We start from the raw sequence: 25,677 nt of genomic DNA, 5'->3' as shown, positions 1-25,677 counted from the left end.
TGCCCACGCGGGCATCCTGGCGTGAGTCAACGACTGCCAGTACGCGGGCATCTTGGATGAGTCAACGCGCGGATTTGTCCCTCCGTAGCGCTTGACGTATGCTTGAACTACCGACGCGGGGTGGAGCAGCTCGGTAGCTCGCCGGGCTCATAACCCGGAGGTCGCAGGTTCAAATCCTGCCCCCGCTACAAAAGAAGGCCCTCCGGTCTGGGACACACCCAGACCGGAGGGCCTTTGTCATGGCCTGGGATGGCCGTCGCGCTCCGACACCGACCACGTCGTGCCGTCACTTGCGTCGCACGAAGGTTCTCCAGGCGATCAGCGCCGTGATGATGAGGGCAATGGCGAAGATGACCCACACGGGATCCATGGGCGTAGTTCCTCTCTCGTCGTCGACGGTGCCAGCTCGGGCTCAGGCCACGACCTGGGTGTTCTGGCCGGCAGCGATCCGCCACCCGTCCGCGTCCTTGGCGAGCACGTAGACGGGGCGTCCTTCCGGGGTGTCGGGGAGTGGCGTGCCATCCAGGTGGACGGGGCGCTGCCGTGCGTTGACGACGACGACATCTGGCCGGACGAAGAGCACCTGCTCGACGGAGTACGTCGCGGTGGAGGTGCGCATCGCGCCTGGCAGCACCCGCTCGGTGAACTCGCTGATCTCGTCCCGGCCGATGAGCTTCTTGCCGTGCGCGGTGGTCCACACGGTCTCCGCCCGGAAGAGGTTAACGAACGCGGCGACGTCCTCCGTCTGTTGGGCGTGCTGCAGCCGGCGGACCAGGGAGACGATCTCGTCGATGTCGTCGGCACGGGCCCCGGCGGCGTCGGCCGGCTGGACCTGGAGGGACCGGTAGGAGCCGGAGCGCAGGTCCTCGACGGCATCGACGCGGTGCGGCTCCCAGCCCAGCCGGCGCGAGGCCGGTGCCTCGACGGACTGGGACAGGGCCAGCGCCTCGGCGAAGTCGGCCCCAGCGCCGCCACCGCCTCGTTCGCCGGCCAGGCCTCGGCGCGACCCGTGCCTCCGGCGGCGACGTCTGCGGCCTGCGCGAGCGCCGTGACGGCGACCGAGGGCTCGGCAACGCCGTGCAGCAGGGCGCCCGGCTCAGCGGACTCGAGCGCGAGCACGACCAGGTCGGCGAGGTCGTCGACGTGCACCATCGGCCAGCCGGTGGAGGTGTCGCCCAGATGCCGACCGACCCCCGCCTGGCGTGCCCAGTCCACCATCATCCGCGGGATGCCGGCACCCCGTCCGTGCACGATCCCGGGGCGGATCACGACGCCGCGGGCGTCCTCGGAGGAGAGCACCTGCCGTTCCAGCTCCGGGCGTGGCCGGACGATGTCGATCGGGCTCGTGGGAGAGGTCTCATCCGCGGTGTCCGTGGCGCCCAGGACCCAGACGCCGCTGAGGTAGACCAGTGCCCGGTCGCCGCCACGCAGGGACTCGGTGAGCGCTCTCAGCGCGGCGAGATCCCCGTCCCAGTCTCCCGTAGGCGGTGCGGCGTGCACGACGGCGTCGATGTCGTCGGTGACCGCGGGCCGCAGGCTCTCGGGCCGCGTCAGGTCACCGACCCGCGTCCCGTCCTGGCCGGGTGGGTCCTGGCGGACCAGGACGACCGCCTCGTGTCCGGACTCCTCGAGTCGACTCACCACGGCCGAGCCGATGTAGCCACGACCGCCGATCACCAGCACCTTCATCCGCCTGTCCTCTCGTGGTTCTTCCTCGTGCGACCACCCGGAAGCGCAGGGGAGACGGCAGAGCCTCTCGGGACGACGGTGTCATGAAGGTGCTGCTCCTGGGGGCCGCGGGGCGAACCGGCCGCGAGCTGGTCTCTCAGGCCCTCGCGCGCGGGCACCGGGTCACGGCGTTGGTGCGCCATCCGCACACCGCGCCGGAGGCGCACCCGGGCCTGACGGTGGTGCACGGCGACGTCACCGACCAGCGCGCCGTGGCAGGGGCTGTCGCGGGCCAGGAGGCCGTGGTGTGCGCCCTCGGCTCGGCGAGCCCCAGACGGCGCGACCCCGCGCTCGTCGACGGTGTGCGGAACGTCGTCGATGCCATGACCGCCAGCGGGGTCCCGCGACTGGTGTACCTGTCCTTCCTCGGCGTGCCGGCCGGACGGCACCAGCTCAGCCTGCTCGGGCGCACGCTCGTGTCGCGGGTCGTGCTGCGCCACGTCGTGGCCGACCACGCCGCCAAGGAAGCGCTGATCAGTGCCAGCGGGCTGAGCTGGACCCTGGTCCGGCCACCACGCCTGACGGACGGTCTCCGGACCGGCGCGTACCGGCACGGCGAGACGATCACCGCCGTCTCGGTGGTCCCGAGGATCTCCCGGGCCGACCTGGCCGCGTTCATGCTGGACCTGCTGGAGAGCGACGGCTACGTCAACAAGGCCGCCGCGGTCATGTGCTAGGTCCTGGTCTGCCCGGGGGAGGTCCGGCGGGGCGGAGTGGCGGAGGTCACGGCATACTCGGCCGGGAGGGTCGGTTGACCCTGGTAGAGGAGGCACCACCATGAACCCCACTGCCCAGCGCCCCAAGGTCATCATCATCGGCTCCGGCTTCGGCGGTCTGTTCGCCGCCCGTGCCCTGGCCAAGGCGGAGGTCGACATCCGCCTCATCGGCCGGACCACCCACCACCTGTTCCAGCCGCTGCTCTACCAGGTCGCCACGGGCATCCTGTCGCCCGGCGAGATCGCCCCCGCGACCCGCGAGGTGCTCGCCCGCCAGGAGAACGTCCAGGTCGAGCTGGGTGAGGTCACAGCCATCGACGTCGAGGCCAAGACCGTCACCGCCAGCACCCTCGGCGTCCCCCGGACCTACAGCTACGACCACCTGATCGTCGCTGCCGGTGCGGCGCAGTCGTGGTTCGGCAACGACCAGTTCGCCGACTTCGCGCCGGGCATGAAGAGCATCGACGACGCCCTCGAGCTGCGCGGGCGAATCTTCGGTGCCTTCGAGCTCGCCGAGCTCGCCGCCGCCCAGGGACGCCACGCCGAGGCGAGGGCGCACACCACCTTCGTGGTCGTCGGCGCCGGGCCGACCGGCGTCGAGATGGCCGGTCAGCTCGCCGAGCTCTCCCGCCGCACGCTCAAGCACGACTTCCGGCACATCGACCCGCGCAACGCCACGATCTACCTGATGGACGCGGCCGGTGCCGTGCTCGGCACCTTCGACGAGTCCCTGCAGACCAGGACCCGACGGGCCATGGAGCGGCTCGGCGTCAAGGTGCTGCTCGGTGCCAAGGTCGTCGACGTCGACGCCCGCGGCATCGAGTACCTCGACCAGGCCGGTGAGCAGCACCGCATCGAGGCGCTCACCAAAGTGTGGGCGGCCGGCGTCGCCGCCTCACCCCTGGCCCGCCAGCTCGCCGACCAGGTGGGGCTGCAGGTCGACCGGGCCGGCCGCATACCGGTCCAGCCGGACCTGACCCTCCCGGGGCACCCCGACGTCTACGTCGTGGGGGACATGGCGGCCCTGGACAACCTGCCCGGTGTCGCCCAGGTCGCCATCCAGCAGTCGCGCTACGCGGCGAGGAAGATCAGGGCCAGCCTCGGCGGCCGACCGGTGACCGAGCCGTTCAGCTACTTCGACAAGGGCAACATGGCCACCATCTCCCGGTTCCGCGCCATCGCGGAGATCGGGAAGGTCAAGGTCACCGGCTTCCCCGCCTGGGCCCTCTGGCTGGGTGTGCACCTCGTCTACATCATCGGGTTCAAGTCCCGCATCACCACGCTGCTGCACTGGGTGGTCAGCTTCCTGGGCCGCGGGCGCTCCGAGCGCAACATCACCGAGCAGCAGATCTTCGGCCGGCTCGCGATGGACCGGATCAACGACCTGCCGCAACGGGCCGCCCGCAACGTGGGCTGGACGTCGAGCGACGAGGCCTGAACGGCCCGGTCACCAGCGCCGGACGGTGGCCGACTGAGCGCGCGACGCACCGCCGGTTCAGTCCACCGACCCGATCGTGCTTACAGTGACCAGATGCCGTTGGACTACCCCATCGCCACCCGCACCCTGGGCAACGGGCTGCGCGTGGTCGTCAGCCCGGACCACACCGTGCCGACCGTCACCCTCAACCTGTGGGTCGGCGTCGGGTCGCGACACGAGGGCCCGGGGCGCACCGGACTGGCGCACCTGTTCGAGCACCTGATGTTCCAGGGGTCGGCCAACGTCGCCGAGGGAGAGCACTTCTCCCTGCTCATGGAGCAGGGCGGCACCCTCAACGCCACCACCTGGTTCGACCGCACCAACTACTTCGAGACCGTGCCCACCGGCGCGCTCGACCTGGCCCTGTGGCTCGAGGCGGACCGGCAGGGCCGGCTGCTGGAGGCGGTCACCCAGGCCAACCTGGACAACCAGCGCGACGTGGTCAAGGAGGAGAAGCGGCAGCGCTACGACAACCAGCCCTACGGCACGGCGATCGCCGACCTCGGCAGTCTGGTCTTCCCGGAGGGCCACCCCTACCACCACCCCACCATCGGCTCGATGGAGGACCTCGACGCCGCCACCCTGGACGACGTCCACGACTTCTACCGGCGGCACTACGCACCCGGCAACACGGTCCTCACCCTGGTCGGTGACGTGACCCCGGAGGACGGCTTCGCCGCGGTGGCGCGCCACTTCGACGGCCTGACCGCCGAGGCACCGGCGCCCCAGCAGCCGCGCGGCCAGCTGCCGCCGCTCACCGCGGCACCGCGGGTGGACCTGGCCGAGGACGTGCCCAACGACCGGCTCTATCTCGGGTTCCGGCTGCCGGTCGCCCACACGCCGGAGTTCCTGGCGTGCGCCGTCGCGCTCGACGCGCTGGGCAGCCTGATGACCAGCCGGCTCTATCGGCGGCTCGTCCGCTCCGAGGAGCTGGCCACCAGCGTCTCCGGCGCGTCCCTGGGCCTGATCGACGGTGCCTCCCTGGGCTTCCTGGGCATCGACGTGGCCGAGGGCGCGGACCCGGCACAGGTCGAGGCCGCCGTCTGCGCGGAGCTCGAGCGCTTCGCCCAGGAGGGCCCGACCCCGGTCGAGCTGGAGTCCTCGCTGGCCGACACCGAGCGGTCCTGGCTCGAGGCGCTCGCCGGCCACCAGGAGCGGGCCGACCTGATCAGCCACTACACCCTCCTGCACGACGACCCCGAGCACATCAACACCTACCTGGACGGGGTCCGCGCCGTGACCGCGGAGCAGGTCCGTCGGGCCGCGGCGCGCTGGCTGGTGCCGGACGCCCGGGCCACGGTGGCCTTCACGGTGGCTCCCGACGTCTCCACGGAGGTGGTCGCGTGAGCACGGCAGCCCCCGCCGTCGGCCCGCGCCCGGAGGTCGCCGAGCCGGCCCCCTGGGCCTTCCCCGAGCCGGAGCGGTTCGTGCTGTCCAACGGGCTGTCGGTGCAGGCCTTCGACATGCCCGGCCAGCACGTCCTGTCCCTGCAGCTCGGCGTCCCCGCACCGCTCGCCGGTGAGCCCCGCGAGGTCGAGGGGGTCGGCCTCATCATGGCGCGCTGCCTCGATCTCGGGACCACGCGGCATACCGCCGACGAGATGGCCGAGCTCCTCGCCCGCAAGGGCATCGCGCTGCACGCCGGCGTGGGGGAGCGGGCCGTGCTGGTCGAGGTCGACACGATCAGCCGCAACCTGCCCGACGCCCTCGACCTGCTCGTCGAGTGCCTCACGGAGGCCGACTTCCCGGAGGCAGAGGTGCGTCGCGAGGTGCGGCGGCGCCTGGCCGACATCGGCCAGGACCGTGCCGACCCCGCGAGCCTGGCGGCCCTGGAGTTCATCAGGACCTACTTCGACCCGGCCGACCGGGCCTCCCGCCCCGGCGGCGGCAGCCGGGAGACCGTGGCCCGGATCACCGCGGAGGACGTGCGGGCCTACCACGCGGCCACCCTGCACCCTGACGGTGCCGTCCTGGCGGTGGCCGGCGACCTGTCCGGCATCGCCCTGCACGAGCTGCTCGAGGCCGCGCTCGCGCGCTGGCCCAGCCGGCCGGGGCACCGCCCCGCCGAGGCCGCGCGGGGCACCCGGGCACCGGACGCCGGGCGGATCGTCCTGGTGGACCGCCCGGGCGCGGTGCAGACCGAGCTCCATGTCGGCGGTCCCGGGCCGAGCCGCACCGACCCGGCGGGCTGGGGCCCCTACCAGGTGCTCTCGTTCGCGGTCGGTGGCTCCCCGCAGGCTCGCATCGACAGCGTCCTGCGCGAGGAGCGGGGCTACACCTACGGCATCCGGGCCGGCTTCCGGCACCGTGCGCACGGTGGCTTGTTCCTGGCCTCCGGGTCCGTGCGGGGCGAGGTCACCGTGGAGGCCGTCGAGGCGCTCCTGGACATCCTGGACCTGCGAGGCAGTGACCTGACCGACGCCGAGCTGGCCCATGCCGCGGGATACCAGGCGCGGACGGCCCCGGGACGGTTCGCCACTTGTGAGGCAGTGGCCGGGGAGGCGGTCTCCCTGGCACTGGACGGCCTGGAGGTCGACTTCGTGAGCCGCACCGTGGCCCAGATCCGCACCCTCGAGCCGGAGGTCGCCCGTGCGGCCTGGGACCGGCACCGCGGGGAGCCCTGGACCGTGGTCCTCGTCGGGGACGCCCAGCACGCCGCCGGGATCCGGGCCCTGGGCCGCGGCAGGGTCGACGTGGTCACTCAGCCGCGCGAGCCGAGCAGCTCGCCGATGCGGGCCGAGGACGCCGAGGCCCCCAGGTAGCTCGTGAGCAGGAGCACCCCGCGCTCGTGCATGTCCGTGGCGACGCGGGGCCCGACGTAGCGCAGGTGCCAGGGCTCGTAGGCGAAGCCGGTCAGGGCGCGGGCGGCGCTGGGGTAGGACAGCAGGAACCCGAACTCGTGGGCGTGCTCGGCCACCCACTGGCCCTCAGCGGTCTCCCCGAAGCACTGCTCCAGGTAGCACTCCCCGGTGGTGCTGTCGAGGTCGACGGCGAGCCCGGTCTGGTGCTCGCTGTGCCCGGGACGGGCGCTGGTCGCGTCCGCCGCCGCACGGCCGTAGTGCCGCACCCAGTAGTCGTAGGTCCCGGCCTGGGTGTCGTAGGAGCGGTAGCCGCTGATCACGCGCAGCCCGTGGCCGTCCTCCCGGGCCGCGGCGAACAACCGCTCCAACTGCTCGCGCACCTCGGCACGCATCCGGTAGTCCGTGCCCGGCCAGGTGACCAGGTCGTCCGGCTCGTAGTCGAGCGGGCTGATCGGGACCTGCTTGGTGACGACCGCCAGCAGGTGGGCCGGGTCGTCGCGCTCCAGGCTGGTCTCCTCATCGGGTGACGGCTGGGCAGGAGCGGGCCCGGCGCCGGTGACGGCCAGCAGGACCGCCAGACAGGCCGCGGCGAGGGCTCGCGCAACGGGCACCTGACCAGTATGGCGCGGCGGAGCCGCTCGCGGCACCCCTCAGGGACGGTGCGGGCGCTCGTCCTCGCTGGTCAGTCCGTCATGCAGGAGCGACAGTATGCCGTCGTGCAGGTGCCCGTTGGAGCTCACCCCACTGCTGCCGAAGGGACCGTCGGTGCCCTCGAGGTCGGTGAACCGGCCGCCGGCCTCGGTGACGATGGGGGCCAGCGCCGCCATGTCGTGGACCGCGAGGGCGGGCTCGATGGCCAGGTCGACCGCTCCCTCGGCCACGAGCACGTGACTCCAGAAGTCGCCGTAGGCGCGGGTGCGCCAACAGCGTGCCGCCAGGCGCAGGAAGCCGTCCCGCCGCGGATGGTCCAGCCAGGAGTTGAGCTCGGCGAAGGACAGCGAGGCGTGCTCGATCCGGGAGGTGTCGGAGACCGAGATGCGCTTGGCCCGGGACAGCGAGCGGCCCGTCCAGGCACCTGAGCCGGTGCCCGCCCACCACCGGCGGTTCAGGGCGGGCGCGGCGACCAGCCCCACCACGGGCTCGTCGTCGACGACGAGCCCGATGAGGGTGGCCCACACCGGGACCCCGCGGACGTAGTTGGTCGTGCCGTCGATGGGGTCGAGGATCCAGCGCCGGTTGCCGTGCCCGGTGGTGGGGAGTTCCTCGCCCTGCACGACGTCGCGCGGGCGGGTGCGGCCGAGCTGGTGGCGCAGGAGCTCCTCGGTGTGCCGGTCGGCGTTGCTGACGAGAGTGCCGTCCTCCTTGAACTCGACCTCCAGGTCGTCGCTGCGGAAGGACTCCAGCGTGAAGCGCTCGACCGCGTCGGCCAGGACGTGGGCGAGACGGAGGTCGTCGTCGAAGGTGGCCATCGGGGACACGCTAGCCCGTGCAGGCCCGTTCACCGGGGAGGTCCACCCTTCGACGCGGGGACGTTCCACGCCTGCGACTAGGGCTCGGGGCCTGCGCGTGTTAGCGTCGGGGCGACCCGCCGTATCAGAGTCCTACGTCGTTACCGCGCCTCGGTGTTCCGGAGTGCAGCATCGAGGGAGTCCGCGGCGGTCCGGAGGCGCCGCACTCGTGGGCCCCGCCAGCGATCAAGAATGAGGCAGCACCAGTGGCTACAGGCACCGTGAAGTGGTTCAACTCCGAGAAGGGCTTCGGCTTCATCGAGCAGGACGGCGGAGGCGCTGACGTCTTCGTCCACTACTCCGCCATCGAGAGCTCCGGTTACCGCGAGCTCCAGGAGGGCCAGAAGGTGGAGTTCGACGTGACCCAGGGCCCCAAGGGCCCGCAGGCCGAGAAGGTCCGGCCGCTCTGAGCTGAGCACGACCGACTGCACAAGGAAGCCCCGCGCAACTGAGCGTGGGGCCTTCTTGCATCCCGGCGCCGAGCGTGCGCACTCCTCCGGGCCCGCCCTGGCTGGTCCCGGTCGGCCGGCGGCACGTCACACGAGCGCGTCGAGCGGCCAGCGCTCGCCGGTGCTGCTGTCGATGAGGGCGACCCGGTCCCCGACCGCCTCGATCGGCAGGACGTCGTAGGCCAGGACGGTGAGATCGCCCACCTGCTCACGGCGCAGCCTGGTGGCGATGCTGCAGTGCGGGACCCACTGGCCGGGTCGGTAGTGCAGGTGCAGGTCGGCGCCCGTGCCCTCGACGGCCTCGACGACCCGGGCCTGACGTGCCGCCAGGTCGACCGACACGGCCGGGATGAGCGAGGCCCGACCGCGACGGAAACAGCCGACCGCATCCAGGTGGAGCGGCACCGGCGGCCCTTCCGGCAGGGCCGTCAGGGCGGCACGCACGGCCGCCACCTCATAGGTGCTGAGCACGGCGTAGGACAGGTGCGGCACGTGGTGGCCGTGGGTGTGCGAGGGCAGACTGGCGATGCCGACGGACTCGAGGCTCCGCCAGAGGTTGACGAGCCGCCGCTCCGTCCGTGCGTCGAAGAGCAGGCACACGGCAAGGGCCACACCCCATGATGGCGCACGCTGGGTCAGCCGGTGGTCGGGTCGGACGTGTCCCCGGTGCGGCTGCGGAGCAGCCGCCGCAGCGACTCGAGCCGCACCGCACCGGAGGCGCCGGCGCGGCCGGCCGCCACCCACGCGTCGAGCGCACACTCCGGCTCGTCGTGGCTGCAGCCCCGTGGGCACTCCAGTGCTCCCTCGGCGAGGTCGGGGAAGTGCTCGATGAAGGTGCTCGGGTCGACGTGCCCGAGCCCGAAAGACCGCACGCCCGGGGTGTCGACCACCCAACCGCCCCCCGGGACCTCGAGGGCCACGGCGCTGGTCGAGGTGTGCCGGCCCCGACCGGTGGTGACGTTGACCACACCGGTGGTGCGACGTGCGTCCGGCACGAGGGCGTTCACGAGGGTGGACTTGCCCACGCCGGAGTGACCGACGAACACGCTGACCCTGTCCTGCAGGTGCCCGAGGACCTCCTCCACGCCATGGTCCGCGGGACCGGCGCCGACAGGATCGAGGGAGGTGACGACATACGGCACCTCCAGCGGCCGGTAGATGTCCAGCAGCGGCTCCGCGGAGGCCAGGTCGGACTTGGTGAGGACGAGCAGGGGGTCGAGCCCCGCGTCGTAGGCGGCGACCAGGCACCGGTCGATCATGCGCGGCCGCGGCTCCGGGTCGGCCAGGGCGGTCACGATGACCATCTGGTCGGCATTGGCCACGATGACCCGCTCCACCCGGTCGGTGTCGTCCGCGGAGCGTCGCAGCACCGAGGAGCGGGGGAGGACCCGCACGATCCTGGCGAGGCTGTCGGGGCCGCCGGTGGTGTCGCCGACCAGACCGACCCGGTCCCCGACGACGATGCTCTTGCGGCCCAGCTCGCGGGCCCGCATGGCGGTCACCTGCCGGTCGTCGAGGCGGGTGGTGTAGCGCCCACGGTCGACACCGATGACCAGGGCCTCCACGGCGTCCTCGTGGGCAGGTCTCTCCTTGGTGCGAGGACGACTACCCCGGCGGGACGGGCGGACCCGCACGGCCGACTCGTCGAGGTGGTCGTACCGGCTCACACCCGGCCACTGTCCGCCACGGCGGTCGCGCCCTGGCCCAGGACCAGCGAGGTCCAGGCCTGCTCGAAACCAGGGAAGGTCTTGGCGACGGTCCCGGCCCCGAGCACCTCGGTGCCCGGCACGTGGAGTGCCAGGACCGCTGCGGCCATCACCATCCGGTGGTCCTCGTAGGTCTCCAACGGCGCGGGGTAGAGCCGGGCGGGCACGATCTCGAGGCCGTCATCGGTCTGGGTGACCTCGCCGCCCAGCCGGCTCAACTCGGTCTCCAGCGCGTGCAGCCGATCCGTCTCGTGCCCGCGCAGGTGGGCGACCCCGCTGATGCGGGACGGTGAGGAGGCCAGCGCCGCCAGCGCCGAGACCACCGGTGTCAGCTCTCCGACGTCGTGCAGGTCCAGGTCGGCGCCCCGGAGCCCACCGCGCCCCGGTCCGGTCACGGTGAGGGTGCCAGTGGGCCCGGCGGACCCGGTCAGCTCGACCCGGCATCCCATCGTGCTGAGGATCTCGCGCATCCGGTCGCCGGCCTGCGAGGTGCGGACCGGCCAGCCCGGCACGGTCACGGTGCCGCCCGTCGCGGCGGCGGCAGCCAGGAACGGTGCCGCCGAGGACAGGTCGGGCTCGACGTCGATCTCCCGGCCGTGCAGCGGCCCGGGGGCCACCCGCCAGACCCCGTGCTCGGGACTGTCGACCTGCGCGCCGGCCTCGCGGAGGGTCTGCACGGTCATCTCGATGTGGGGGAGGCTGGGCAGCCGGTCCCCGGTGTGCCGCACGATCAGTCCCTGCTCGAAGCGGGGGGCCGCCAGGAGCAAGGCACTGACGAACTGCGAGCTCGCGGAGGCGTCCACCCCGACCTCACCGCCCCGCACCCGGCCCGTGCCGACGACGGTGAACGGCAGCGTGTTGCGGCCGCCGTGGTCGACCTCGATGCCGAGCGCCGCGAGCGCGTCGAGCAGGGGGGCCACCGGCCGGGACCGGGCCTGCTCGTCACCGTCGAAGTGGACCGGGCCGTCGGCCAGCGCCGCGACCGGCGGGACGAAGCGCAGCACCGTGCCGGCCAGGCCGCAGTCGACGCTCCCGCCGCCGCGCAGCCGGTCCGGTGGCGTCAGGACCCAGGTGGCGTCGTCGGTGGAGCGGTCCACCCGCACCCCGAGCTGTTGCACCGCACCGAGCATCAGCTCGGCGTCGCGCGAGACCAGGGGCCGGTGCAGGGTGGTCGGGCCTTCGGCCAGGGCGGCGACCAGCAGGTGCCGGTTGGTGAGTGACTTGCTGCCGGGCACGACGACGGTGCCGGTGACGGGTCCCGGTGCGGCGGGAGCGGACCAGACCACAGTGCTCAGAAGGGGAGCTTGTCGGAGACCGACGAGACGGCGTTGCGGGCGGCCAGCTGCGACTCGAGGGAGGCGATGTGCGCGGCGTTCCTGGTGCGCCACACCAGGCCCGGGTTGCCGGCGGTGTCGAGCGAGGCGAGCAGCACCCCGCCGAGCAGGCCGAGGTTGCCGAAGAAGGCCTTCTTCTCGGCGGCCTTGACCTCGGGGTCGGACTCCTTCCAGAAGCGGTGCTCGAAGACGGTCGCGGGCACCAGGCTGAGGGTCAGTGCGGTCCCGGCGAGGCGGGGGAACTTGCCCATCGCCAGGAGGGTGCCGGCGCCGGCCATGACGGCGCCGTTGACGCGCACGAGGAGCTCGGGGTCGGCCGGGAGGCCCAGCGGCTCGGCCACCGTGCTGGAGAACTTCTCGGCGGCCGGGATCCGGGAGCCGGGGTGCTGCAGCGCGTCGATGCCGCGGGTGATGAAGGCGCTGGCGAGCAGCGGGCGGGCGAACTTGCGGAAGACCATGATGCTCCTGTGGTGTCGGCCGGTGGCAGGACGACGGTGGGGTCGCCCTCTGGTCCTAACCTAACTGTTCCAGCCAGTGCAGGACCGTGCGAGTCACCAGGCCCTGGTCGCGCGAGGGGGAGTGGTTGCCGGGGACCTCGACCAGGTGCAGCGACGCGGTGGCCGGCTCGCCGGTGCCCAGCTCCGCGGCGAGGGACTCCCGGACCTCCGTCGGGGAACCGAACGGGTCGGCGCTGCCCTGCACGACCAGGGTCGGTATGCCGAGGCGCACCGGGGTCGCCAGCTCCGGGGCCCTGCTCCGGTCGGGTCGACCGGGCGGGTGCAGCGGGAAGGCCAGGCAGAGCACGCCGTCGGCGCGCGGCAACCCGGCCTCCGGGTCGCCCGGGCTCGTGCGGCAGGCGACCCTGGCGCCGGCGCTGCGCCCGCCGACGACCAGGGGACGGGGCAGCGGGACACCGGTGAGGACCGGCAGCAGCTCGCGCCAGGCCGCGTCGAGGGTCGGGGGACGGGTGGCCACCTTGCGGCCCGCCAGGCGCCACGGCTGCTCCACCAGGACGACCGTCCAGCCGTGCGCGGTGGCCGACAGCACGCTCTGCAGGTCCTTGGGCCAGGAGCCGAGGGCCCCGCCGGCGCCGTGCCCGAGGACGATGGTGCCCCGGTCGCCGGCGGTGGGGGCGTGCACGCGGACGGCGGCCGGCCCCTGGCTGGTGTCGATCGCCGTCGGCTCGGCGATCATCCGCCCAGCACCTCTCCGGTGGCGGGGTTGACCGCGCCGACGAGCTGCTCGTCGGGTAGCCGGTCGAGCAGCTGGGGACCGTTGTTGCGCGTGGCGTTGACGGCCGTGCCGATCGGGTAGGCCTCGAACCGGCCGGGGCCGGGCGACTCCAGCAGCGCGCGGACCGCGTCCGGGTCGGTCGTCGCGGGGTCGAGCCACTCCTGCCAGTCGGACCGCTCCAGCACGACCGGCTGGCGGTCGTGCACGCGGTCCAGCCCCGGCTCGGCGGCGGTGGTGATGATGGTGAAGCTGACGATCCACGCGGCCGGGTCGTCCTCGGCGGCCTCCCGGTCGCGCCAGAACTCGTAGAGCCCGGCGAAGCCGATGTCGTCACCGTCGCCGCGGTGCAGGAAGAACGGCTGCTTGCGCGGCTTGCCCCGGGTGTCCTTGGCCACGGGGGAGACCTGCCACTCGTACCAGCCCGCCGCCGGCACGAGGCACCGCCGGGCCGTGGCGGCCCGCGCGAAGGCTGGCTTGTCGAGCAGGGACTCGGCACGGGCGTTGGTCATCCGCATCCCGACCTTGGGGTCCTTGGCCCAGGACGGCACCAGCCCCCACGTGAGCAGCCGCAGCTGGCGCACCGGGTCCGCGCCGTCCGCGCGCTCGCCGTCGGCGTCGCGGGGCACCCGGCTGAGGACCACGGGGGCCTGCTTGGACGGTGCCATGTTGTAGTCCGGGGTGCCGGCCGGAGGGTCCTGTGGGTTGACCAGGACGCTGCGTGAGGTCGCGCCGGTGGCGTCCAGGTCCACCTCGAAGGCCTCGATCAGCTCGTCGGGGTCTGCCGTCGCCGCGTACCTACCGCACATGCCCCCAACATACGGCTCGCCGGCGACACGGTCCCGCCCGCGTGGGTCACTGCCGGTAGGAGGCCAGGAAGTTGCCCATCCGCTCCAGGGCGTCAGCCAGGTCCCGGTGCGCGGGCAGGGTCACGATGCGCAGGTGGTCGGGGTCGGGCCAGTTGAAACCGGTCCCGTGGACCACCAGGATGCGCTCCTGCTCCAGCAGGTCCAGGCACAGTCGCATGTCGTCGTGGATCTCGTGCACCTCGGGGTCGAGCCGGGGGAAGACGTAGAGCGCCCCCTCCGGCCGCACACAGCTCACGCCGTCCATCGCGTTGAGCATCGACCACGCGGTGTCGCGCTGCTCCAGCAGCCGCCCGCCCGGGAGGATGAGCTCCTCGATGCTCTGCCGCCCGGACACCGCGACCTGGATGGCGTGCTGGGCGGGGACGTTGGGGCACAGCCGGGTGGAGGCCAGCAGCTGGATGCCCTCCAGGAACCCGGTCGCGTGCGACTTCGGCCCACTGAGGACGAGCCACCCGGCCCGGTAGCCCGCGACCCGGTAGGTCTTGGAGAGCCCGTTGAAGGTGACGACCAGCAGGTCGGGTGCGACGGCGGCGATGCTGGTGTGCCGCGCCCCGTCATACAGGATCCGGTCGTAGATCTCGTCGGCCAGGACGAGCAGCGAGTACTCGCGGGCGACCTGGGCGATCTGCTCGAGCACCTCCCGGGAGTAGACCGCGCCGGTCGGGTTGTTCGGGTTGATCACCACGATCGCCTTGGTGCGCTCGGTGACCTTGGCCCGGATGTCCTCGATCGACGGCGCCCACCCCGCCGCCTCGTCACACAGGTAGTGCACGGGGGTGCCGCCGGCCAGGCTGGTCGCCGCGGTCCACAGGGGGTAGTCCGGCGCGGGGATGAGCACCTCGTCGCCGTCGTCCAGCAGTGCCTGCTGGACCATCATGATGAGCTCGGAGACCCCGTTGCCGAGGTAGACGTCGTCGACATCGATATCGGGGAAGCCCGGCTCGTCCTGGTAACGGCTGACCAGGGCCCGGCGCGCCGAGAGGATCCCTCGTGAGTCCGAGTAGCCCTGGGAGGTCGGCAGGGCGGCCATCATGTCCTGCAGGATCGTGTCGGGCGCCTCGTAGCCGAACGGCGCGGGGTTGCCGATGTTGAGCTTGAGGATGCGGTGTCCCTCGGCCTCGAGCTGGGCGGCGCGCGTGGCGACGGGGCCGCGGATCTCGTAGAGGACGTTCTGCAGCTTGCTCGCCTGACGCAGGGGGCGGAGCGGACCCTCGTGGCTGGACGCGTTCACCGGCCCATCCTGCCACCGCACCGCCCCGGGAATCGTCAGCGGGGCGTTGCTGTTGACCCGGGGGAGAGTGCGAGAGCCTAGGAGGTTGTATGACGGTCGCTTGCCTGGCCGCCACCGATGCCGGTGTGCGGGTGCCCGGTCCCGTCAGGTTCGGCGGGAGCGCGTCGTCACAGGGGTCCGGGCTATCGTGGACCCCGATGACGAGCGAAGACGTGACGGAGGAGCCGGTCAACCCGGACCACGAGGTGGATGTCGCGGCGGAGGACCCCGCCGAGCGGGCCGCCCGGTTCGAGCGGGAGGCGATGCCCCTGCTGGACCAGATGTACAGCGCGGCCCTGCGCACCACCCGCAACCCGACGGACGCCGAGGACCTGGTGCAGGAGACCTACGCCAAGGCCTTCGCGGCCTTCCACCAGTACCGCCCGGGGACCAACCTCAAGGCGTGGATGTACCGCATCCTCACCAACACCTACATCAACACCTACCGCAAGAAGCAGCGTCAGCCGCTGGAGTCGGACGCGGCCGAGGTCGAGGACTACCAGCTGGCGCGCGCCGCGCAGCACACCTCCCGGGGACTGCGCTCGGCCGAGACCGAGGCGCTGGACCATCTCCCCGACTCCGACGTGAAGCGGGCGCTCGCCTCGATCGGCGAGGACTTCCGGATGGCGGTCTACCTCGCCGACGTCGAGGGCTACTCCTACAAGGAGATCGCCGAGATCATGGACACCCCGATCGGCACGGTCATGTCGCGGTTGCACCGCGGCCGGCGTCAGCTGCGCGACCTGCTCACGGACTACGCGCTGGAGCGCGGTTTCATCAACGAGGCAACGGTGACGTCATGAGCGAGACGGGACACGAGGCGGAGACCGACTGTGCGCAGGTGGTGCTGCGCCTGTTCGAGTACGTCGACCACGAGGCGGCCGAGGAGGACGGCAGGCGCATCCGCGAGCACCTGGACGCCTGCGGGTCGTGCCTGCGCGAGTACGAGCGCGACCTGCTCCTGAAGGAGATGGTCAAGCGCGCGTGCAGCTCGGAGGCCGCACCCGCAGCCCTGCGGACCCAGATCATGGCCCGCATCAGCACGATCACGGTCACCAGCCACCTGGCCAGTGACGAGCGCGGCTGAGGCGCACGCCCGGCGAGCGCACCCTGCACCACCAGAAGGACCCAGCACCAGAAGGACCCCGGTGCCCACCAGGGCAACGGGGTCCTTCTGTGTCGGCCTGACGCCGTGCTCGGCGTCGCTGCGACGCGCTCAGGCGTTGGGCTTGCGGCCGTGGTTGGCGGCCTTCTTCTTGCGGTCGCGACGCTTGCGTCCTCGCTTGCTCATGGCATCTCCTCACGGTTGGGGCTCGGCGGTGGCCGGTCGGTCTCACGACTCCAGACACTGATCCGCGTCCACCGGTCCGGCCGCCCATTCTCGCACATCCTCGCGATCGTCCCCGCCGCGTCACCTGCGGACGCACCGCGGGAACCCAGGCAGGCGTCTATCGAGCGGCCGCGCGTGAGGCGAACCACCCAGTGAGTAAAGATTCGGCAAAGAATGGTTACATTCTTCCCCTCGGTTCGTCAATAGTTCACAAGTTGTGACACGCTTGCTCCTACGCGCGCAACACCCACGCAGGAGGGGTATCGCGCACGAGAATGTATCGGCCCCGGGAAGGACTGAGACTGATGATTGCAGCGATCATGAACCTGCTGACTGGCAGCGCTGGTGGAGGCTTCGCCTACATCGACGTCGTGAGCTGGGAGGACTGACCGGTCCTCGCGGCCGAGTGAGTTTCTGAGCGGCGTCGATGCCTGAGAATAGTCAGGTGTCGACGCCGCTTCAGCCTGTCCAGTCCTCTCCCGGTCGTGTGCACCGACCACGCCCGGCGGAGAAGACCTCCCTGCCGGTCGGAGTCTATGTCACCTCGGTCTGCCTCGCGGCCCTCGCCCTGGGACTCGCCGGCGGGCAGCTCACCGGCCCCCCGGCCGGTGACGCGGTCGCCGTGCTGACCGTCCTCGGCATCCTCGGCTCCTCCCTGCGCGAGCGTGACCTCGGACCACACCTCGGCGTGTCGGTCGCCACCGTCATCCTCGCGGCCGCGCTCCCGCTGGTCGGTCCGTCCGGTGCCGTGATCGTCGGCTTCCTCTCCTACCTCGGCAGCGTGCGCAGCCAGCGGCTGCGGACCCGGCTGTTCAACGCGGGGATGACGGGGCTGATGGGCGGGGTCGGCGGGTTCGTCTACATCTCCGCCGGCGGCCTCGTGCCGGGCGAGAGCGGGCTGACACCGCTCGGCCTGCTCTGGCGGGTGGCCATCCCCCTGGTCCTGGGCTACGTCGTGATGACCATGCTCAACACGCTGCTGATCGGCGGCATGGCCCGGGTGGTGAGCGGCTCGCAGGTCTGGGACGTCGCGGTGCGGACCTTCCGGCGGCTCGGCGGCGGCTACCTGACGCACGCGCTCATCGCCTTCCTCTTCGTGGTCCTGTGGGCGCCGGTGGGGGTGGGCACGTTCAGCGCCGTGCTCATCCTCGGGCCGATGTTCATCGCCCAGTGGACGCTGGGCCGCGACTCCGTCGAGCGGCGCTCGCACCTGCGCACCGTCAAGACCATCGTGGCGGCGCTGGAGGAGGCCAACCCCTACTCCGTCGGGCACAGCGCCCGGGTGGCCGAGCTGTGCGGGCGGATCGCTCCGAGGGTCGGCATCGACACCGCCGACGCGGAGGCCCTCCACTACGCGGCGCTGCTGCACGACATCGGGCTGATCGCGGCGGCGCCGCGCATCCCGCGGGCGAGCGGACCGGTCGACGTCGACTACCTCGTGACGATCACCACCCACCCGGAGGCCGGCGTCCGCATGCTGGAGGGCATGAACTTCCTCGGTGGTGCGGTGCCCGGCATCCTGCACCACCACGAGCGCCTGGACGGCCGCGGTTATCCCGCCGGGCTGTCCGGTGCGGACATCCCGCTGTTCGCACGGGTCATCGCGGTGGCCGACGCGTTCGACTCCCTCACCACCACCCGCTCCTACCGCGCCGCGCTCGACCAGGACAGCGCCCTGGAGGTGCTGCGGGGGCGGTCCGGCACGCACCTGGACGGCGCGGTCGTCGAGGCGCTGGCCGAGGCCCTGGCCACCCGACGCTGGTGGCCCACCGTGATCGAGGACGACGTCCGGACCGCCGTCGGCGACGCACACGACCACGACGACCCCCTGGTCAGCGACCTGTATGCCGACTGGTCACCCGAGGGCGAGGTGCCCCGGTGAGGCGGCTGCGCGCCCTGGTGCGCCGCGCCCACGGCATCCTCTGGCTGGCCGCCCTGGTGATGGTCGGCTCGGTCGTGCACGCCTCGCTGCACCTGGGTGAGGTCTCGCCGATCGGCTGGGGGGCCGCCCTGGTCTACTCCGTCACCATCGTGGTGGGTGAGCTGTGGCGGGTCAGCGTGCTCGGCACCCGCGACTTCCCACCGATCGCGCTCGCCGCGGCCCTGGCGATGCCGATGACCACGACCCTGCCGGTGGCCGTGACCGCGGGCTACTCCGCAGGGCTGGTCGTCGTGGTGGTCGGGGTGGCGACCCTGCTCGGTCACGCCCTGCGGCAGTGGCTCTCGATCGGCGCCTTCGTCCCCTCCCAGGTGGCCTCGCGGATCCTCGTGGTGGCCCTGGCGGCGCTGCTCTACGGCGAGCTCCCGCTGGCCGGCCGCCCCCTGTCGGACTGGGTCAGTGACTGGAAGGACATCATCTGGCTGACGGCCCTGGCGATGCTGGCGGTCGGGGCGGTGGCGATGGGGCTGCAGCTGGTGCTCATGGCCATGCGGCACTCGCTGAGCACCCACGCGCTGCTGTGGCAGTCACTCGTCGACGAGGTGGGGGCCGTGGGTCCCCTGGCACTGGCCACGACGTTCAGCGCCGTGGTGCTCGCCCTGGCAGTGAGTGCCCTCGGCCCGATCGCGATCCCGCTCTTCCTGGCCCCCCTGCTGCTCCTGCAGCTGGCGGTCAGCCGTCAGTCGATGGTCCGCGACGCCCAGCGCCAGACGATCAGGTCGTTGTCCCGGCTCACCGACCAGGGTGGCTTCACCCCGCCCGGGCACGCGGTCCGCGTCTCACACCTGTCCGTCGCCATCGGCCGGGAGCTGGGTCTGGCAGAGCGCGACCTGGTCGACCTCGAGTACGCCTCCCTGCTGCACGACCTCGGCCAGGTGTCCCTGCGCCGCCCCATCCCGGGTGGTGCCACGATCACGACCTCGCCGCTGGACCAGCGGCGGATCGCCCAGACCGGCGCCGCCATCCTGGCGCGCACCGCCGAGCTGAGCCGGCTGTCGCTGATCGTCGCCGGGCAGGCAGCGCCCTACCGCTACGGCCGGGACGCCCGGGACGTGAGCCAGCTGTGCCGCATCCTGAAGGTCAGCAACGCCTTCGACGACCTGACCGCCGGCTCGACCCGGCCACCGGTCACCCTGCACGCACTGGAGCGGATCCGCCTGAACCTCGGCTACGAGTACGACCCCGCGGTCGTCCGCTCCCTGTGCCGCGTGCTCGTGCGGGAGGGTCGGGTCACCCCGTCGGACGTGGCGCTGCTCGACATCTGAGTCCGTGCGTGCGGGTCCCACCAGCCGGAGCACGTAGCCTGGTGCGGTGCTGCTCGCCCTCGACACTGCCACCGGCGCCCTCGGCGCCGCCGTCCTCGACGGAGGGCGCGTCCTCGCCGAGGTGACCCACCAGGACTCGCGCCGCCACGGGGAGCTGCTCGCGCCGGCCGTGGAGGACTCCCTCGCCCGCGCGGGAGCCACGGTCCCCGACCTCACCGCAGTGGTGGTGGGCGTCGGGCCCGGCCCCTACACCGGGCTGCGCGTCGGCATCGTCACCGGGTTGGTCCTCGCGCAGGTCCGCGGTCTCCCGGTCTACGGCATCTGCTCCCTGGACGCCCTGGCCGAGCAGGCGCACGCGGCGCAGGTGGCCGACGGGGCGTTCCTGGTCGCGACCGACGCGCGCCGCAAGGAGGTCTACTGGGCACGGTATGCCGTCGAGCAGGGGACCGTGCGCCGCACCGGTGGACCGGGGGTCGCCCGGGCGGCCGACCTGCCGGACGAGGTCCGGTCACTGCCGGCCGTGGGACGCGGTCCGCTGCTCTACGACGTGCTCACCCGAGCCGCTGCCGACGCCCCCGTGGAGGTGAGTCCCGGCCTGCTCGGGGTCGTCGCCCACCGGGCCCTCACCGCGGGGGAGCGGGTCGTGGAGGACCCGGCGGACGGCATACTGCTGCCTCCCGAGCCGCTCTATCTGCGTCGTCCCGACGCCGTCGAGCCCGGACCGGTCAAGGTGGTCTCGTGAGCACGACGCGGCTGCGGCCGATGCGGTGGCAGGACCTCCCGGAGGTGCACCGCCTCGAGCTCGGGTGCTTCCCGCAGGACCCGTGGTCACCGGCAGGTTTCTGGGCCGAGCTCGCCGCGCGGCCGCGACGCGACTACGTGGTCCTCGAGGACGACGGGCTGGTCGGCTATGCCGGGCTGGACCTGGCGGGGGAGACCGCCGACGTGATGACCATCGCCACCGACCCGGCTCGGCGCGGGCAGGGCCACGGCCAGGTGCTGCTGGACCGGCTGCTGCAACGCGCGGCCGGTGCCGGTGCGTCCCAGGTGATGCTGGAGGTCAGGGAGGACAATGAGGCAGCGATCGCGCTGTACGCGCGCAACGGGTTCGCGGAGCTGCACCGCCGGCGCGGCTACTACCAGCCGGGCGGCGTCGACGCGCTGATCATGCGGAAAGAGGTGACCCGTGGCTGAGCCGCTGGTGCTGGGAGTCGAGAGCAGCTGCGACGAGACCGGGATCGGGCTGGTCCGGGGGACCACCCTCCTGGCCAACGCCGTCGCGAGCAGCGTGGACCAGCACGCCCGGTTCGGGGGCGTCGTCCCGGAGGTCGCCAGCCGCGCGCACCTTGAGGCGATGGTGCCGACGATCCAGCGGGCGTGCACGGAGGCGGGGGTGACCCTGGACCAGGTGGACGCGGTCGCCGTCACGGCCGGCCCCGGCCTGGCCGGGGCACTCCTGGTGGGGGTGGCCGCGGCCAAGTCGCTGGCGCTGGGTCTGGGCGTGCCGTTGTACGGCGTGAACCACCTCGGCGCCCACGTCGCGGTCGACGTCCTCGACCACGGCCCGCTGCCCGAGCCGATGATGGCCCTTCTCGTCTCCGGCGGACACACCAACCTGCTGCACGTGCCCGACATCACCAGCGACATCCGCTCGCTGGGGCAGACGATCGACGACGCCGCGGGCGAGGCCTACGACAAGGTGGCCCGGGTGCTGGGGCTGCCCTACCCCGGCGGACCGCACATCGACCGCGCCGCCCGCGACGGCGACCCGACCGCGATCCGGTTCCCCCGCGGGCTCACGTCCCGCAAGGACATGGACCGGCACCGCTACGACTTCTCGTTCAGCGGGCTGAAGTCCTCCGTGGTGCGGTGGGTCCAGGCGCGGGAGCGGGCGGGCGAGCCGGTGCCGGTCGCCGACGTCGCCGCCTCGTTCCAGGAGGCGGTCGTGGACGTGCTCACAGCCAAGGCCGTGCTCGCCTGCACCGAGCACGGGGTGATGGACCTGCAGCTCGGTGGTGGCGTGGCGGCGAACAACCGGCTGCGGGAGCTGCTGGAGGAGCGGTGCGCCGAGGCCGGGATCCGGTTGCGCGTGCCCCGCCGTGACCTGTGCACGGACAACGGCGCGATGGTCGCTGCCCTGGGCTCGCTGCTCATCGCCAAGGGGCACGAGCCGTCACCCCTGGACATCCCGGCCGACTCCTCCCAGCCGGTGGGACAGATCCGGCCCCTGGCCCAGGTCGGCGCGTGAGACCGCGCCCGCGTCCTCCGCTCCCGGGCCGGGGAGGGCCCGGGCGGGCAGGCACGCCGGGCCGCAGCGGCTCGCGGCGCGGACTGGCGCAGGTCAGGGCCGTCGGCGCCGCCCACCTGCTCGCGGCGGCCACGGCCGCGACGCTGCTGCTGGGGGCGTGCAGCGGCTCCGGCAGCGACGGGCAGACGGCTCAGACCGGTCCTGTGCCGACCAGCTCGGACCAGGCACCGCCTGGCGACGGCGGTGCGCCCACCACGGGCGACGGTGGGCCGACCACGGGGGATGGTGCACCGACCAGCGGCGACGCCACGACGAGCACGACCGGTCCGCAGGCGCCCACCCCTGACCAGCCCGCGGCCCCGCCGTCCGGTGAGGACGGGATCGGGTTGCCCGGTGAGGAGGAGCTCGCCGCGGCACGCGAGGACGTGGCTGCCCTCCCGGACCGGCAGCTCGCCGGTCAGCTGGTCGTGGCTGCCTACGCCGGCACCGACCCGGGGTCAGCGGCCCAGCTCGTCAGCGACCACCACCTGGCCGGGGTGATCACGTTGGGGGCCAACGTCCCCGTGCCGGTGGACGAGCGGGTGCCCGACCTGATCGCGCTGACCGCCGCCGTGCAGGAGGCCGTCGCCGCGGACGGCCGGGACTGGCCCGCCTTCCTCGGGATCGACCAGGAGGGCGGCCCCATCACGCGGGTGGGGGCGCCGCTGGACCACTGGCCGGCCGGGATGGCGCTGGGTGCCGCGCGCGACGCCGGGCTGGCGGAGGAGGTGGCCCGGGCCTCCGGGGAGCAGCTGCGGGCCCTCGGCTACACCGTCGTCTTCGCACCCGTCGCCGACGTCACGATGGGCCCGGAGGACCCGACCATCGGGGCGCGCTCGCCCGGCAGTGACCCCGCGGTCGTGGCGGAGACCGCGGTGGCCCAGGTCCGCGGGTTCTCGGGTGCCGGCATCCTGCCGGTCGCCAAGCACTTCCCCGGCCACGGCACGATCCCGGCCGACAGCCACCTCGGCGCGGCCCGCCAGACCGCGGACCTGGCCGTCCTCGGTGAGCGCGACCTCGTGCCGTTCCGTGCGGTCGTCGACGCCGGGGGACCAGCCATCATGCCGGGCCACATCGTGGTGGAGGCCCTCGACCCGGAGCGGCCCGCGACGGTGTCCCACGAGGTGCTGACCGGTCTGCTCCGGGAGGACCTGGGCTTCACCGGCCTGGTGGTCACGGACGCGCTCAACATGGGCGCCATCACGCAGTCGGGTGGACACCCGGCGGTGGAGGCCCTGCGCGCCGGCGCGGACGTGCTGCTCATGCCCCCTGACCCGGTGGCGAGCATCGACGCGATCGTCTTCGCGCTGGAGGACGGCACGCTGCAGCGTGAGGACCTCGAGGAGTCCGCGGCCCGGACGGTCGCCCTGCTGCGCCACCAGCAGCAGGTCCCGGCCCCCGACCTCTCGGTGATCGGCTCGCGGCGAGACCTCTCGGTGCGCGCGGCCACCGCCGGGATCACCCAGCTGTCCGGGACCTGCGGCGAGCGTCTGGTCGGTGACTCGATCACGATCGAGGGCGGCACCGAGAGCGACCGGGCCAACCTGTCCGCGGCCGCCCAGGCCGCCGGGCTGGGCACGGGCGGCGGGGACTCGGTGGTGCTGGTGGGCGGCACCAGCTACCAGGCGGGGGGCGGACCCGGAGGTCCCGGCACCGGCAGCGGCGACGTCGTGGTCGCGACCGATCAGCCCTACGCCCTGGCCGACAGCACGGCCACCACCGCGCTCGTCGCCGCCTACGGCCGCGACCCGGCCACGATGGAGGCACTCGTCCGGGTGCTCCTGGGCGAGGTGGAGGCTCCTGGTGTGCTCCCGACCGCGGTCGGTGACCACCCCGTCGGCTCCGGCTGCGGCTAGGTTGGCCCGATGGGGGTCCGACGCCTGTTCGGACGCTCGACGTCCCGGTCGCGGCACGTCCGGGTGGCCGCTCCACACCGACCGGCCCCGAGACGTCCGAGGGCGCCCTCGACCCGGCAGAGCTCGCCCACGCCGAGACATCCCTGCGGCGGAGTGCGCAGGTCGCCTTCCTCACGACGACCGACCCGTTCGAGTGGCACGACGGGCTGGCCACCGACATCGCGTCCGAGGGGTTCCCGCTGGACCGTGCGCGGTGCCCTCGCCGTTCTGACCGGGGCCGGTGTGCTGGCGCTGGAGAACCTCGCCCACGACAAGCCCGAGGGGCACGAGCTGGCCACGGAGCCCGGGCCGCCGCCGGAGCCCACGGCTACGTGTTCTTCCACGCCCAGGACGCGGGCCGCCTGACCGACGGCCCAGGCACCCTGTTCCTCCGGTTCGCCGCCTCGCGCCACGCGTCGGCCTCGGCCGCCGGCAGGTACGCCGAGGACGAGGCCGTGGGGCGACAGGTCGTCGCCGGGCTGGAGGCCGAGGGCGTGACGGTCACCTGGAACGGCAGGGGCGGCAGCGCGATCATGATCGAGCGGCTGCACTGGCTCGCGAAGCCAGGGCCCCTGTCACCCGGCGGGTTCGACCTCCAGCAGGACCGGACGCCCGGCGAGCGGGGTGAGCACAACCACCGCCTCCCGGGTCCCGGTCAGCCGTAGGTCGCGGCGGAGCCGGTCCGGGTCGATCGGGACGCCCCGCTTCTTGATGGTGAGCCGCCCGACGTCGGCCTCCCGTGCCCAGCGGCGCAGCGGCTTGGTCGACAGGGGGTGCACCGAGAGCACCCGGAACCGGCGCGCCCACGGCACCTCGATCTCCCGCGGTCCGGTCACGTAGCCCGCCCCCTGCGCCGTCTCGGTCCCGCCGACCAGCCGGGTGAGGACGCCGGTGAGTCCGGCCTGCAGGACCGCCCGGTCGGGCTCGTAGAGCCACTCGCCCAGCTCGTCGGGGGAGGTGGCGGTGGGGACGGGACCGGCCCAGTCGTCACCGTCCTCGTCGCGGACCTCGAGCCACTGCCCGCTGTCCGCCGGGCCGGTGTGCACCTGGGCGGTCCGGCCGGGGTGCCGGGTGAGGTCGCCCCACCAGACGACGCACTCCAGCGCTTCGCCGCCGAAGGAGGACCACTGCGCCTCGGCACCGGCCGGGACGGCGTCGTGCGGGAACCCCGGGGAGAGCTTGGCGCCCACCGTGCCCAGCTCCGCGGCGACCCCCTGCACCTGCTCCCAGGTCGGGGAGAGGGAGTCGAGGGAGAACGTGCGTCTGGTCCGCCCGCGGTGGTCGGTCTGCCCGGGGGTCCGTCGCGCCGGGTCCAGCCAGGCCGCGGTTCGGGTGCCGGGCGCGCCCGCCTCCGCCCGCAGGTCCAGGTCCTCGAGCCGGGCGCACCTGACCCGCGTCGCTGCAGCGTCGCGCAGGTTGACCGCGGCCAGGGCGGCGGTGCCCGGGTCGGCATCCACGGCCTCGACCGCGAGGCCCGCCGCGCTCAGGGCCAGCGCGTCACCGCCCAGCCCGCAGCCGAGGTCCCACACGGTCTCCACGCCCGCCGCCGCGAAGCGTGCGGCATGTCGCTGCGCGAGCTGCCAGCGCGTGGCCTGCTCGACCCCGTCGGGGGTGAGCAGCATGCGGTCCACGCGGTCCCCGAACTTCACCCGCCCCCGGGCCCGCAGCCGGGACTGGGTGAGCAGGGCCGCGACGAGTGTCGGGTCGTGCCCGTCCGCGCGCAACCGGGTGCCGAGCACGAGGGCCGACCCCTCGTCATACTCCGGCAGGGACTGGAGCAGTGCCCACGCCGACGGCTCGCTCAGGGCTGCGGCGGTCTGCGGGTCCATCCGTCCATCCTCCCCGATGCCGGCGAGCGCGCTCGCCACCGCCG

The 25,677-nt window shown here is 73.1% G+C and carries 26 protein-coding genes, 1 tRNA gene and 1 pseudogene; 15 read left to right on the top strand and 13 right to left on the bottom strand.

What is annotated here, in order from left to right:
- Positions 1 to 114 precede the first annotated feature (114 nt).
- A tRNA-Met gene (locus tag DA085_RS11885) sits at positions 115 to 188 on the top strand.
- A 224-nt stretch (positions 189 to 412) separates the two neighbouring features.
- On the opposite strand, the gene DA085_RS21615 is transcribed toward DA085_RS11885, so the two are convergent.
- Positions 413 to 793 (bottom strand): SgcJ/EcaC family oxidoreductase, encoded by a 381-nt coding sequence (locus DA085_RS21615; RefSeq protein WP_272914487.1) that lies wholly within the window; start codon positions 791 to 793, stop codon positions 413 to 415.
- Between the two features lie 251 nt (positions 794 to 1,044).
- Positions 1,045 to 1,689, bottom strand: a pseudogene (locus DA085_RS22030) (NAD-dependent epimerase/dehydratase family protein); the annotation flags it as partial.
- Between the two features lie 83 nt (positions 1,690 to 1,772).
- Here DA085_RS22030 and DA085_RS11875 point away from each other — a divergent pair.
- The 4 genes from DA085_RS11875 to DA085_RS11860 all read left to right on the top strand — a co-directional run bounded on the left by DA085_RS11875 (position 1,773) and on the right by DA085_RS11860 (position 6,683).
- The gene (locus DA085_RS11875; RefSeq protein ID WP_109473191.1) at positions 1,773 to 2,405 is read left to right on the top strand and encodes an NAD(P)-dependent oxidoreductase; all 633 of its coding nucleotides are present in this window, start codon (positions 1,773 to 1,775) and stop codon (positions 2,403 to 2,405) included.
- Positions 2,406 to 2,505: 100 nt separating this feature from the next.
- Entirely contained in the window at positions 2,506 to 3,882 is a 1,377-nt protein-coding gene (locus tag DA085_RS11870; RefSeq protein WP_109473190.1) for an NAD(P)/FAD-dependent oxidoreductase, read from the top strand.
- A gap of 93 nt (positions 3,883 to 3,975) precedes the next feature.
- Entirely contained in the window at positions 3,976 to 5,268 is a 1,293-nt protein-coding gene (locus DA085_RS11865) for a M16 family metallopeptidase (protein ID WP_109473189.1), read from the top strand.
- The gene (locus tag DA085_RS11860; protein ID WP_109473188.1) at positions 5,265 to 6,683 is read left to right on the top strand and encodes a M16 family metallopeptidase; all 1,419 of its coding nucleotides are present in this window, start codon (positions 5,265 to 5,267) and stop codon (positions 6,681 to 6,683) included. The genes DA085_RS11865 and DA085_RS11860 overlap by 4 nt, the downstream gene beginning before the upstream one ends.
- Here DA085_RS11860 and DA085_RS11855 read toward each other — a convergent pair.
- On the bottom strand, positions 6,623 to 7,333 hold the full coding sequence (locus DA085_RS11855; RefSeq protein ID WP_237565463.1) for a M15 family metallopeptidase: 711 nt from the start codon (positions 7,331 to 7,333) through the stop codon (positions 6,623 to 6,625). The genes DA085_RS11860 and DA085_RS11855 overlap by 61 nt on opposite strands.
- Before the next feature lie 39 nt (positions 7,334 to 7,372).
- Positions 7,373 to 8,191, bottom strand: coding sequence for an inositol monophosphatase family protein (locus tag DA085_RS11850; protein ID WP_109473186.1), 819 nt, complete (start codon positions 8,189 to 8,191; stop codon positions 7,373 to 7,375).
- A 245-nt stretch (positions 8,192 to 8,436) separates the two neighbouring features.
- Here DA085_RS11850 and DA085_RS11845 point away from each other — a divergent pair, with 245 nt between their 5' ends.
- Positions 8,437 to 8,640, top strand: coding sequence for a cold-shock protein (locus DA085_RS11845; protein ID WP_109473185.1), 204 nt, complete (start codon positions 8,437 to 8,439; stop codon positions 8,638 to 8,640).
- A gap of 126 nt (positions 8,641 to 8,766) precedes the next feature.
- Here the strand turns inward: DA085_RS11845 and DA085_RS11840 are convergent, their stop codons facing one another.
- From DA085_RS11840 to DA085_RS11810, 7 genes are read right to left on the bottom strand one after another with little or no spacing between them, the layout of a single operon-like run.
- Positions 8,767 to 9,291, bottom strand: coding sequence for a 2'-5' RNA ligase family protein (locus tag DA085_RS11840; protein WP_109473184.1), 525 nt, complete (start codon positions 9,289 to 9,291; stop codon positions 8,767 to 8,769).
- A 23-nt stretch (positions 9,292 to 9,314) separates the two neighbouring features.
- On the bottom strand, positions 9,315 to 10,346 hold the full coding sequence (gene rsgA / locus DA085_RS11835) for a ribosome small subunit-dependent GTPase A (RefSeq protein WP_109473183.1): 1,032 nt from the start codon (positions 10,344 to 10,346) through the stop codon (positions 9,315 to 9,317).
- The gene (gene aroA, locus DA085_RS11830; protein WP_237565462.1) at positions 10,343 to 11,671 is read right to left on the bottom strand and encodes a 3-phosphoshikimate 1-carboxyvinyltransferase; all 1,329 of its coding nucleotides are present in this window, start codon (positions 11,669 to 11,671) and stop codon (positions 10,343 to 10,345) included. The genes rsgA and aroA overlap by 4 nt, the downstream gene beginning before the upstream one ends.
- A gap of 5 nt (positions 11,672 to 11,676) precedes the next feature.
- Positions 11,677 to 12,177, bottom strand: a complete 501-nt coding sequence (locus DA085_RS11825; protein WP_109473182.1) for a DoxX family protein — start codon at positions 12,175 to 12,177, stop codon at positions 11,677 to 11,679.
- A gap of 55 nt (positions 12,178 to 12,232) precedes the next feature.
- Positions 12,233 to 12,913: an alpha/beta hydrolase family protein gene (locus tag DA085_RS11820; protein ID WP_109473181.1), complete on the bottom strand. Its 681-nt coding sequence runs from the start codon at positions 12,911 to 12,913 to the stop codon at positions 12,233 to 12,235.
- Positions 12,910 to 13,758 (bottom strand): SOS response-associated peptidase, encoded by an 849-nt coding sequence (locus DA085_RS11815; protein ID WP_109473180.1) that lies wholly within the window; start codon positions 13,756 to 13,758, stop codon positions 12,910 to 12,912. Before DA085_RS11815 ends, DA085_RS11820 begins: the two co-directional genes overlap by 4 nt.
- A 46-nt stretch (positions 13,759 to 13,804) precedes the next feature.
- A complete protein-coding gene (locus DA085_RS11810) occupies positions 13,805 to 15,049 on the bottom strand; it encodes a pyridoxal phosphate-dependent aminotransferase (RefSeq protein WP_109473179.1) in 1,245 nt (414 codons plus the stop codon).
- A gap of 197 nt (positions 15,050 to 15,246) precedes the next feature.
- Here DA085_RS11810 and DA085_RS11805 point away from each other — a divergent pair, with 197 nt between their 5' ends.
- Together DA085_RS11805 and rsrA are read left to right on the top strand one after the other, a co-directional pair.
- Positions 15,247 to 15,891, top strand: a complete 645-nt coding sequence (locus DA085_RS11805; protein WP_109473178.1) for a sigma-70 family RNA polymerase sigma factor — start codon at positions 15,247 to 15,249, stop codon at positions 15,889 to 15,891.
- Entirely contained in the window at positions 15,888 to 16,175 is a 288-nt protein-coding gene (gene rsrA / locus DA085_RS11800; RefSeq protein ID WP_109473177.1) for a mycothiol system anti-sigma-R factor, read from the top strand. The genes DA085_RS11805 and rsrA overlap by 4 nt, the downstream gene beginning before the upstream one ends.
- Positions 16,176 to 16,304: 129 nt before the next feature.
- On the opposite strand, the gene DA085_RS22025 is transcribed toward rsrA, so the two are convergent.
- Positions 16,305 to 16,379, bottom strand: coding sequence for a 50S ribosomal protein bL37 (locus DA085_RS22025; RefSeq protein WP_419866509.1), 75 nt, complete (start codon positions 16,377 to 16,379; stop codon positions 16,305 to 16,307).
- A 526-nt stretch (positions 16,380 to 16,905) separates the two neighbouring features.
- Here DA085_RS22025 and DA085_RS11795 point away from each other — a divergent pair.
- Genes DA085_RS11795 through DA085_RS22020 form a run of 7 tightly spaced genes read left to right on the top strand, consistent with a single transcriptional unit; the run spans position 16,906 to position 24,469 of the window.
- Positions 16,906 to 18,300: an HD-GYP domain-containing protein gene (locus DA085_RS11795; RefSeq protein ID WP_161958489.1), complete on the top strand. Its 1,395-nt coding sequence runs from the start codon at positions 16,906 to 16,908 to the stop codon at positions 18,298 to 18,300.
- The gene (locus DA085_RS11790; RefSeq protein WP_109473175.1) at positions 18,297 to 19,622 is read left to right on the top strand and encodes an HD-GYP domain-containing protein; all 1,326 of its coding nucleotides are present in this window, start codon (positions 18,297 to 18,299) and stop codon (positions 19,620 to 19,622) included. The genes DA085_RS11795 and DA085_RS11790 overlap by 4 nt, the downstream gene beginning before the upstream one ends.
- A 46-nt stretch (positions 19,623 to 19,668) precedes the next feature.
- Positions 19,669 to 20,364 (top strand): tRNA (adenosine(37)-N6)-threonylcarbamoyltransferase complex dimerization subunit type 1 TsaB, encoded by a 696-nt coding sequence (gene tsaB / locus DA085_RS11785; protein WP_202619205.1) that lies wholly within the window; start codon positions 19,669 to 19,671, stop codon positions 20,362 to 20,364.
- Positions 20,361 to 20,816 (top strand): ribosomal protein S18-alanine N-acetyltransferase, encoded by a 456-nt coding sequence (gene rimI / locus DA085_RS11780; RefSeq protein WP_237565461.1) that lies wholly within the window; start codon positions 20,361 to 20,363, stop codon positions 20,814 to 20,816. The genes tsaB and rimI overlap by 4 nt, the downstream gene beginning before the upstream one ends.
- Positions 20,809 to 21,870 carry a tRNA (adenosine(37)-N6)-threonylcarbamoyltransferase complex transferase subunit TsaD gene (gene tsaD, locus DA085_RS11775; RefSeq protein ID WP_109473174.1) on the top strand — a complete coding sequence of 354 codons (1,062 nt, stop codon included), beginning with the start codon at positions 20,809 to 20,811 and terminating at the stop codon, positions 21,868 to 21,870. Before rimI ends, tsaD begins: the two co-directional genes overlap by 8 nt.
- Positions 21,867 to 23,765 (top strand): glycoside hydrolase family 3 protein, encoded by a 1,899-nt coding sequence (locus tag DA085_RS11770; protein ID WP_109473173.1) that lies wholly within the window; start codon positions 21,867 to 21,869, stop codon positions 23,763 to 23,765. Before tsaD ends, DA085_RS11770 begins: the two co-directional genes overlap by 4 nt.
- On the top strand, positions 23,756 to 24,469 hold the full coding sequence (locus DA085_RS22020) for a DUF6891 domain-containing protein (protein ID WP_419866508.1): 714 nt from the start codon (positions 23,756 to 23,758) through the stop codon (positions 24,467 to 24,469). Before DA085_RS11770 ends, DA085_RS22020 begins: the two co-directional genes overlap by 10 nt.
- Here DA085_RS22020 and DA085_RS11760 read toward each other — a convergent pair.
- On the bottom strand, positions 24,380 to 25,633 hold the full coding sequence (locus DA085_RS11760; RefSeq protein WP_109473171.1) for a class I SAM-dependent methyltransferase: 1,254 nt from the start codon (positions 25,631 to 25,633) through the stop codon (positions 24,380 to 24,382). The genes DA085_RS22020 and DA085_RS11760 overlap by 90 nt on opposite strands.
- Positions 25,634 to 25,677: the final 44 nt, after the last annotated feature.

It is taken from the genome of Ornithinimicrobium cavernae, from assembly GCF_003121625.1.
Classification (GTDB): domain Bacteria; phylum Actinomycetota; class Actinomycetes; order Actinomycetales; family Dermatophilaceae; genus Ornithinicoccus; species Ornithinicoccus cavernae.
The sequence above is the reverse complement of the archived record's forward strand: the minus strand, read 5'-3'. Positions and strand labels throughout refer to the sequence as shown.

Coding starts and splice junctions, on each gene's coding strand:
- DA085_RS11805 (WP_109473178.1), top strand. CDS start 15,247: ATGACGAGCGAAGACGTGACGGAGGAGCCGGTCAACCCGGACCACGAG.
- DA085_RS11870 (WP_109473190.1), top strand. CDS start 2,506: ATGAACCCCACTGCCCAGCGCCCCAAGGTCATCATCATCGGCTCCGGC.
- DA085_RS11875 (WP_109473191.1), top strand. CDS start 1,773: ATGAAGGTGCTGCTCCTGGGGGCCGCGGGGCGAACCGGCCGCGAGCTG.
- DA085_RS11825 (WP_109473182.1), bottom strand. CDS start 12,177: ATGGTCTTCCGCAAGTTCGCCCGCCCGCTGCTCGCCAGCGCCTTCATC.
- DA085_RS11820 (WP_109473181.1), bottom strand. CDS start 12,913: ATGATCGCCGAGCCGACGGCGATCGACACCAGCCAGGGGCCGGCCGCC.
- DA085_RS11815 (WP_109473180.1), bottom strand. CDS start 13,758: ATGTGCGGTAGGTACGCGGCGACGGCAGACCCCGACGAGCTGATCGAG.
- rsrA (WP_109473177.1), top strand. CDS start 15,888: ATGAGCGAGACGGGACACGAGGCGGAGACCGACTGTGCGCAGGTGGTG.
- DA085_RS11850 (WP_109473186.1), bottom strand. CDS start 8,191: ATGGCCACCTTCGACGACGACCTCCGTCTCGCCCACGTCCTGGCCGAC.
- DA085_RS11760 (WP_109473171.1), bottom strand. CDS start 25,633: ATGGACCCGCAGACCGCCGCAGCCCTGAGCGAGCCGTCGGCGTGGGCA.
- DA085_RS11865 (WP_109473189.1), top strand. CDS start 3,976: ATGCCGTTGGACTACCCCATCGCCACCCGCACCCTGGGCAACGGGCTG.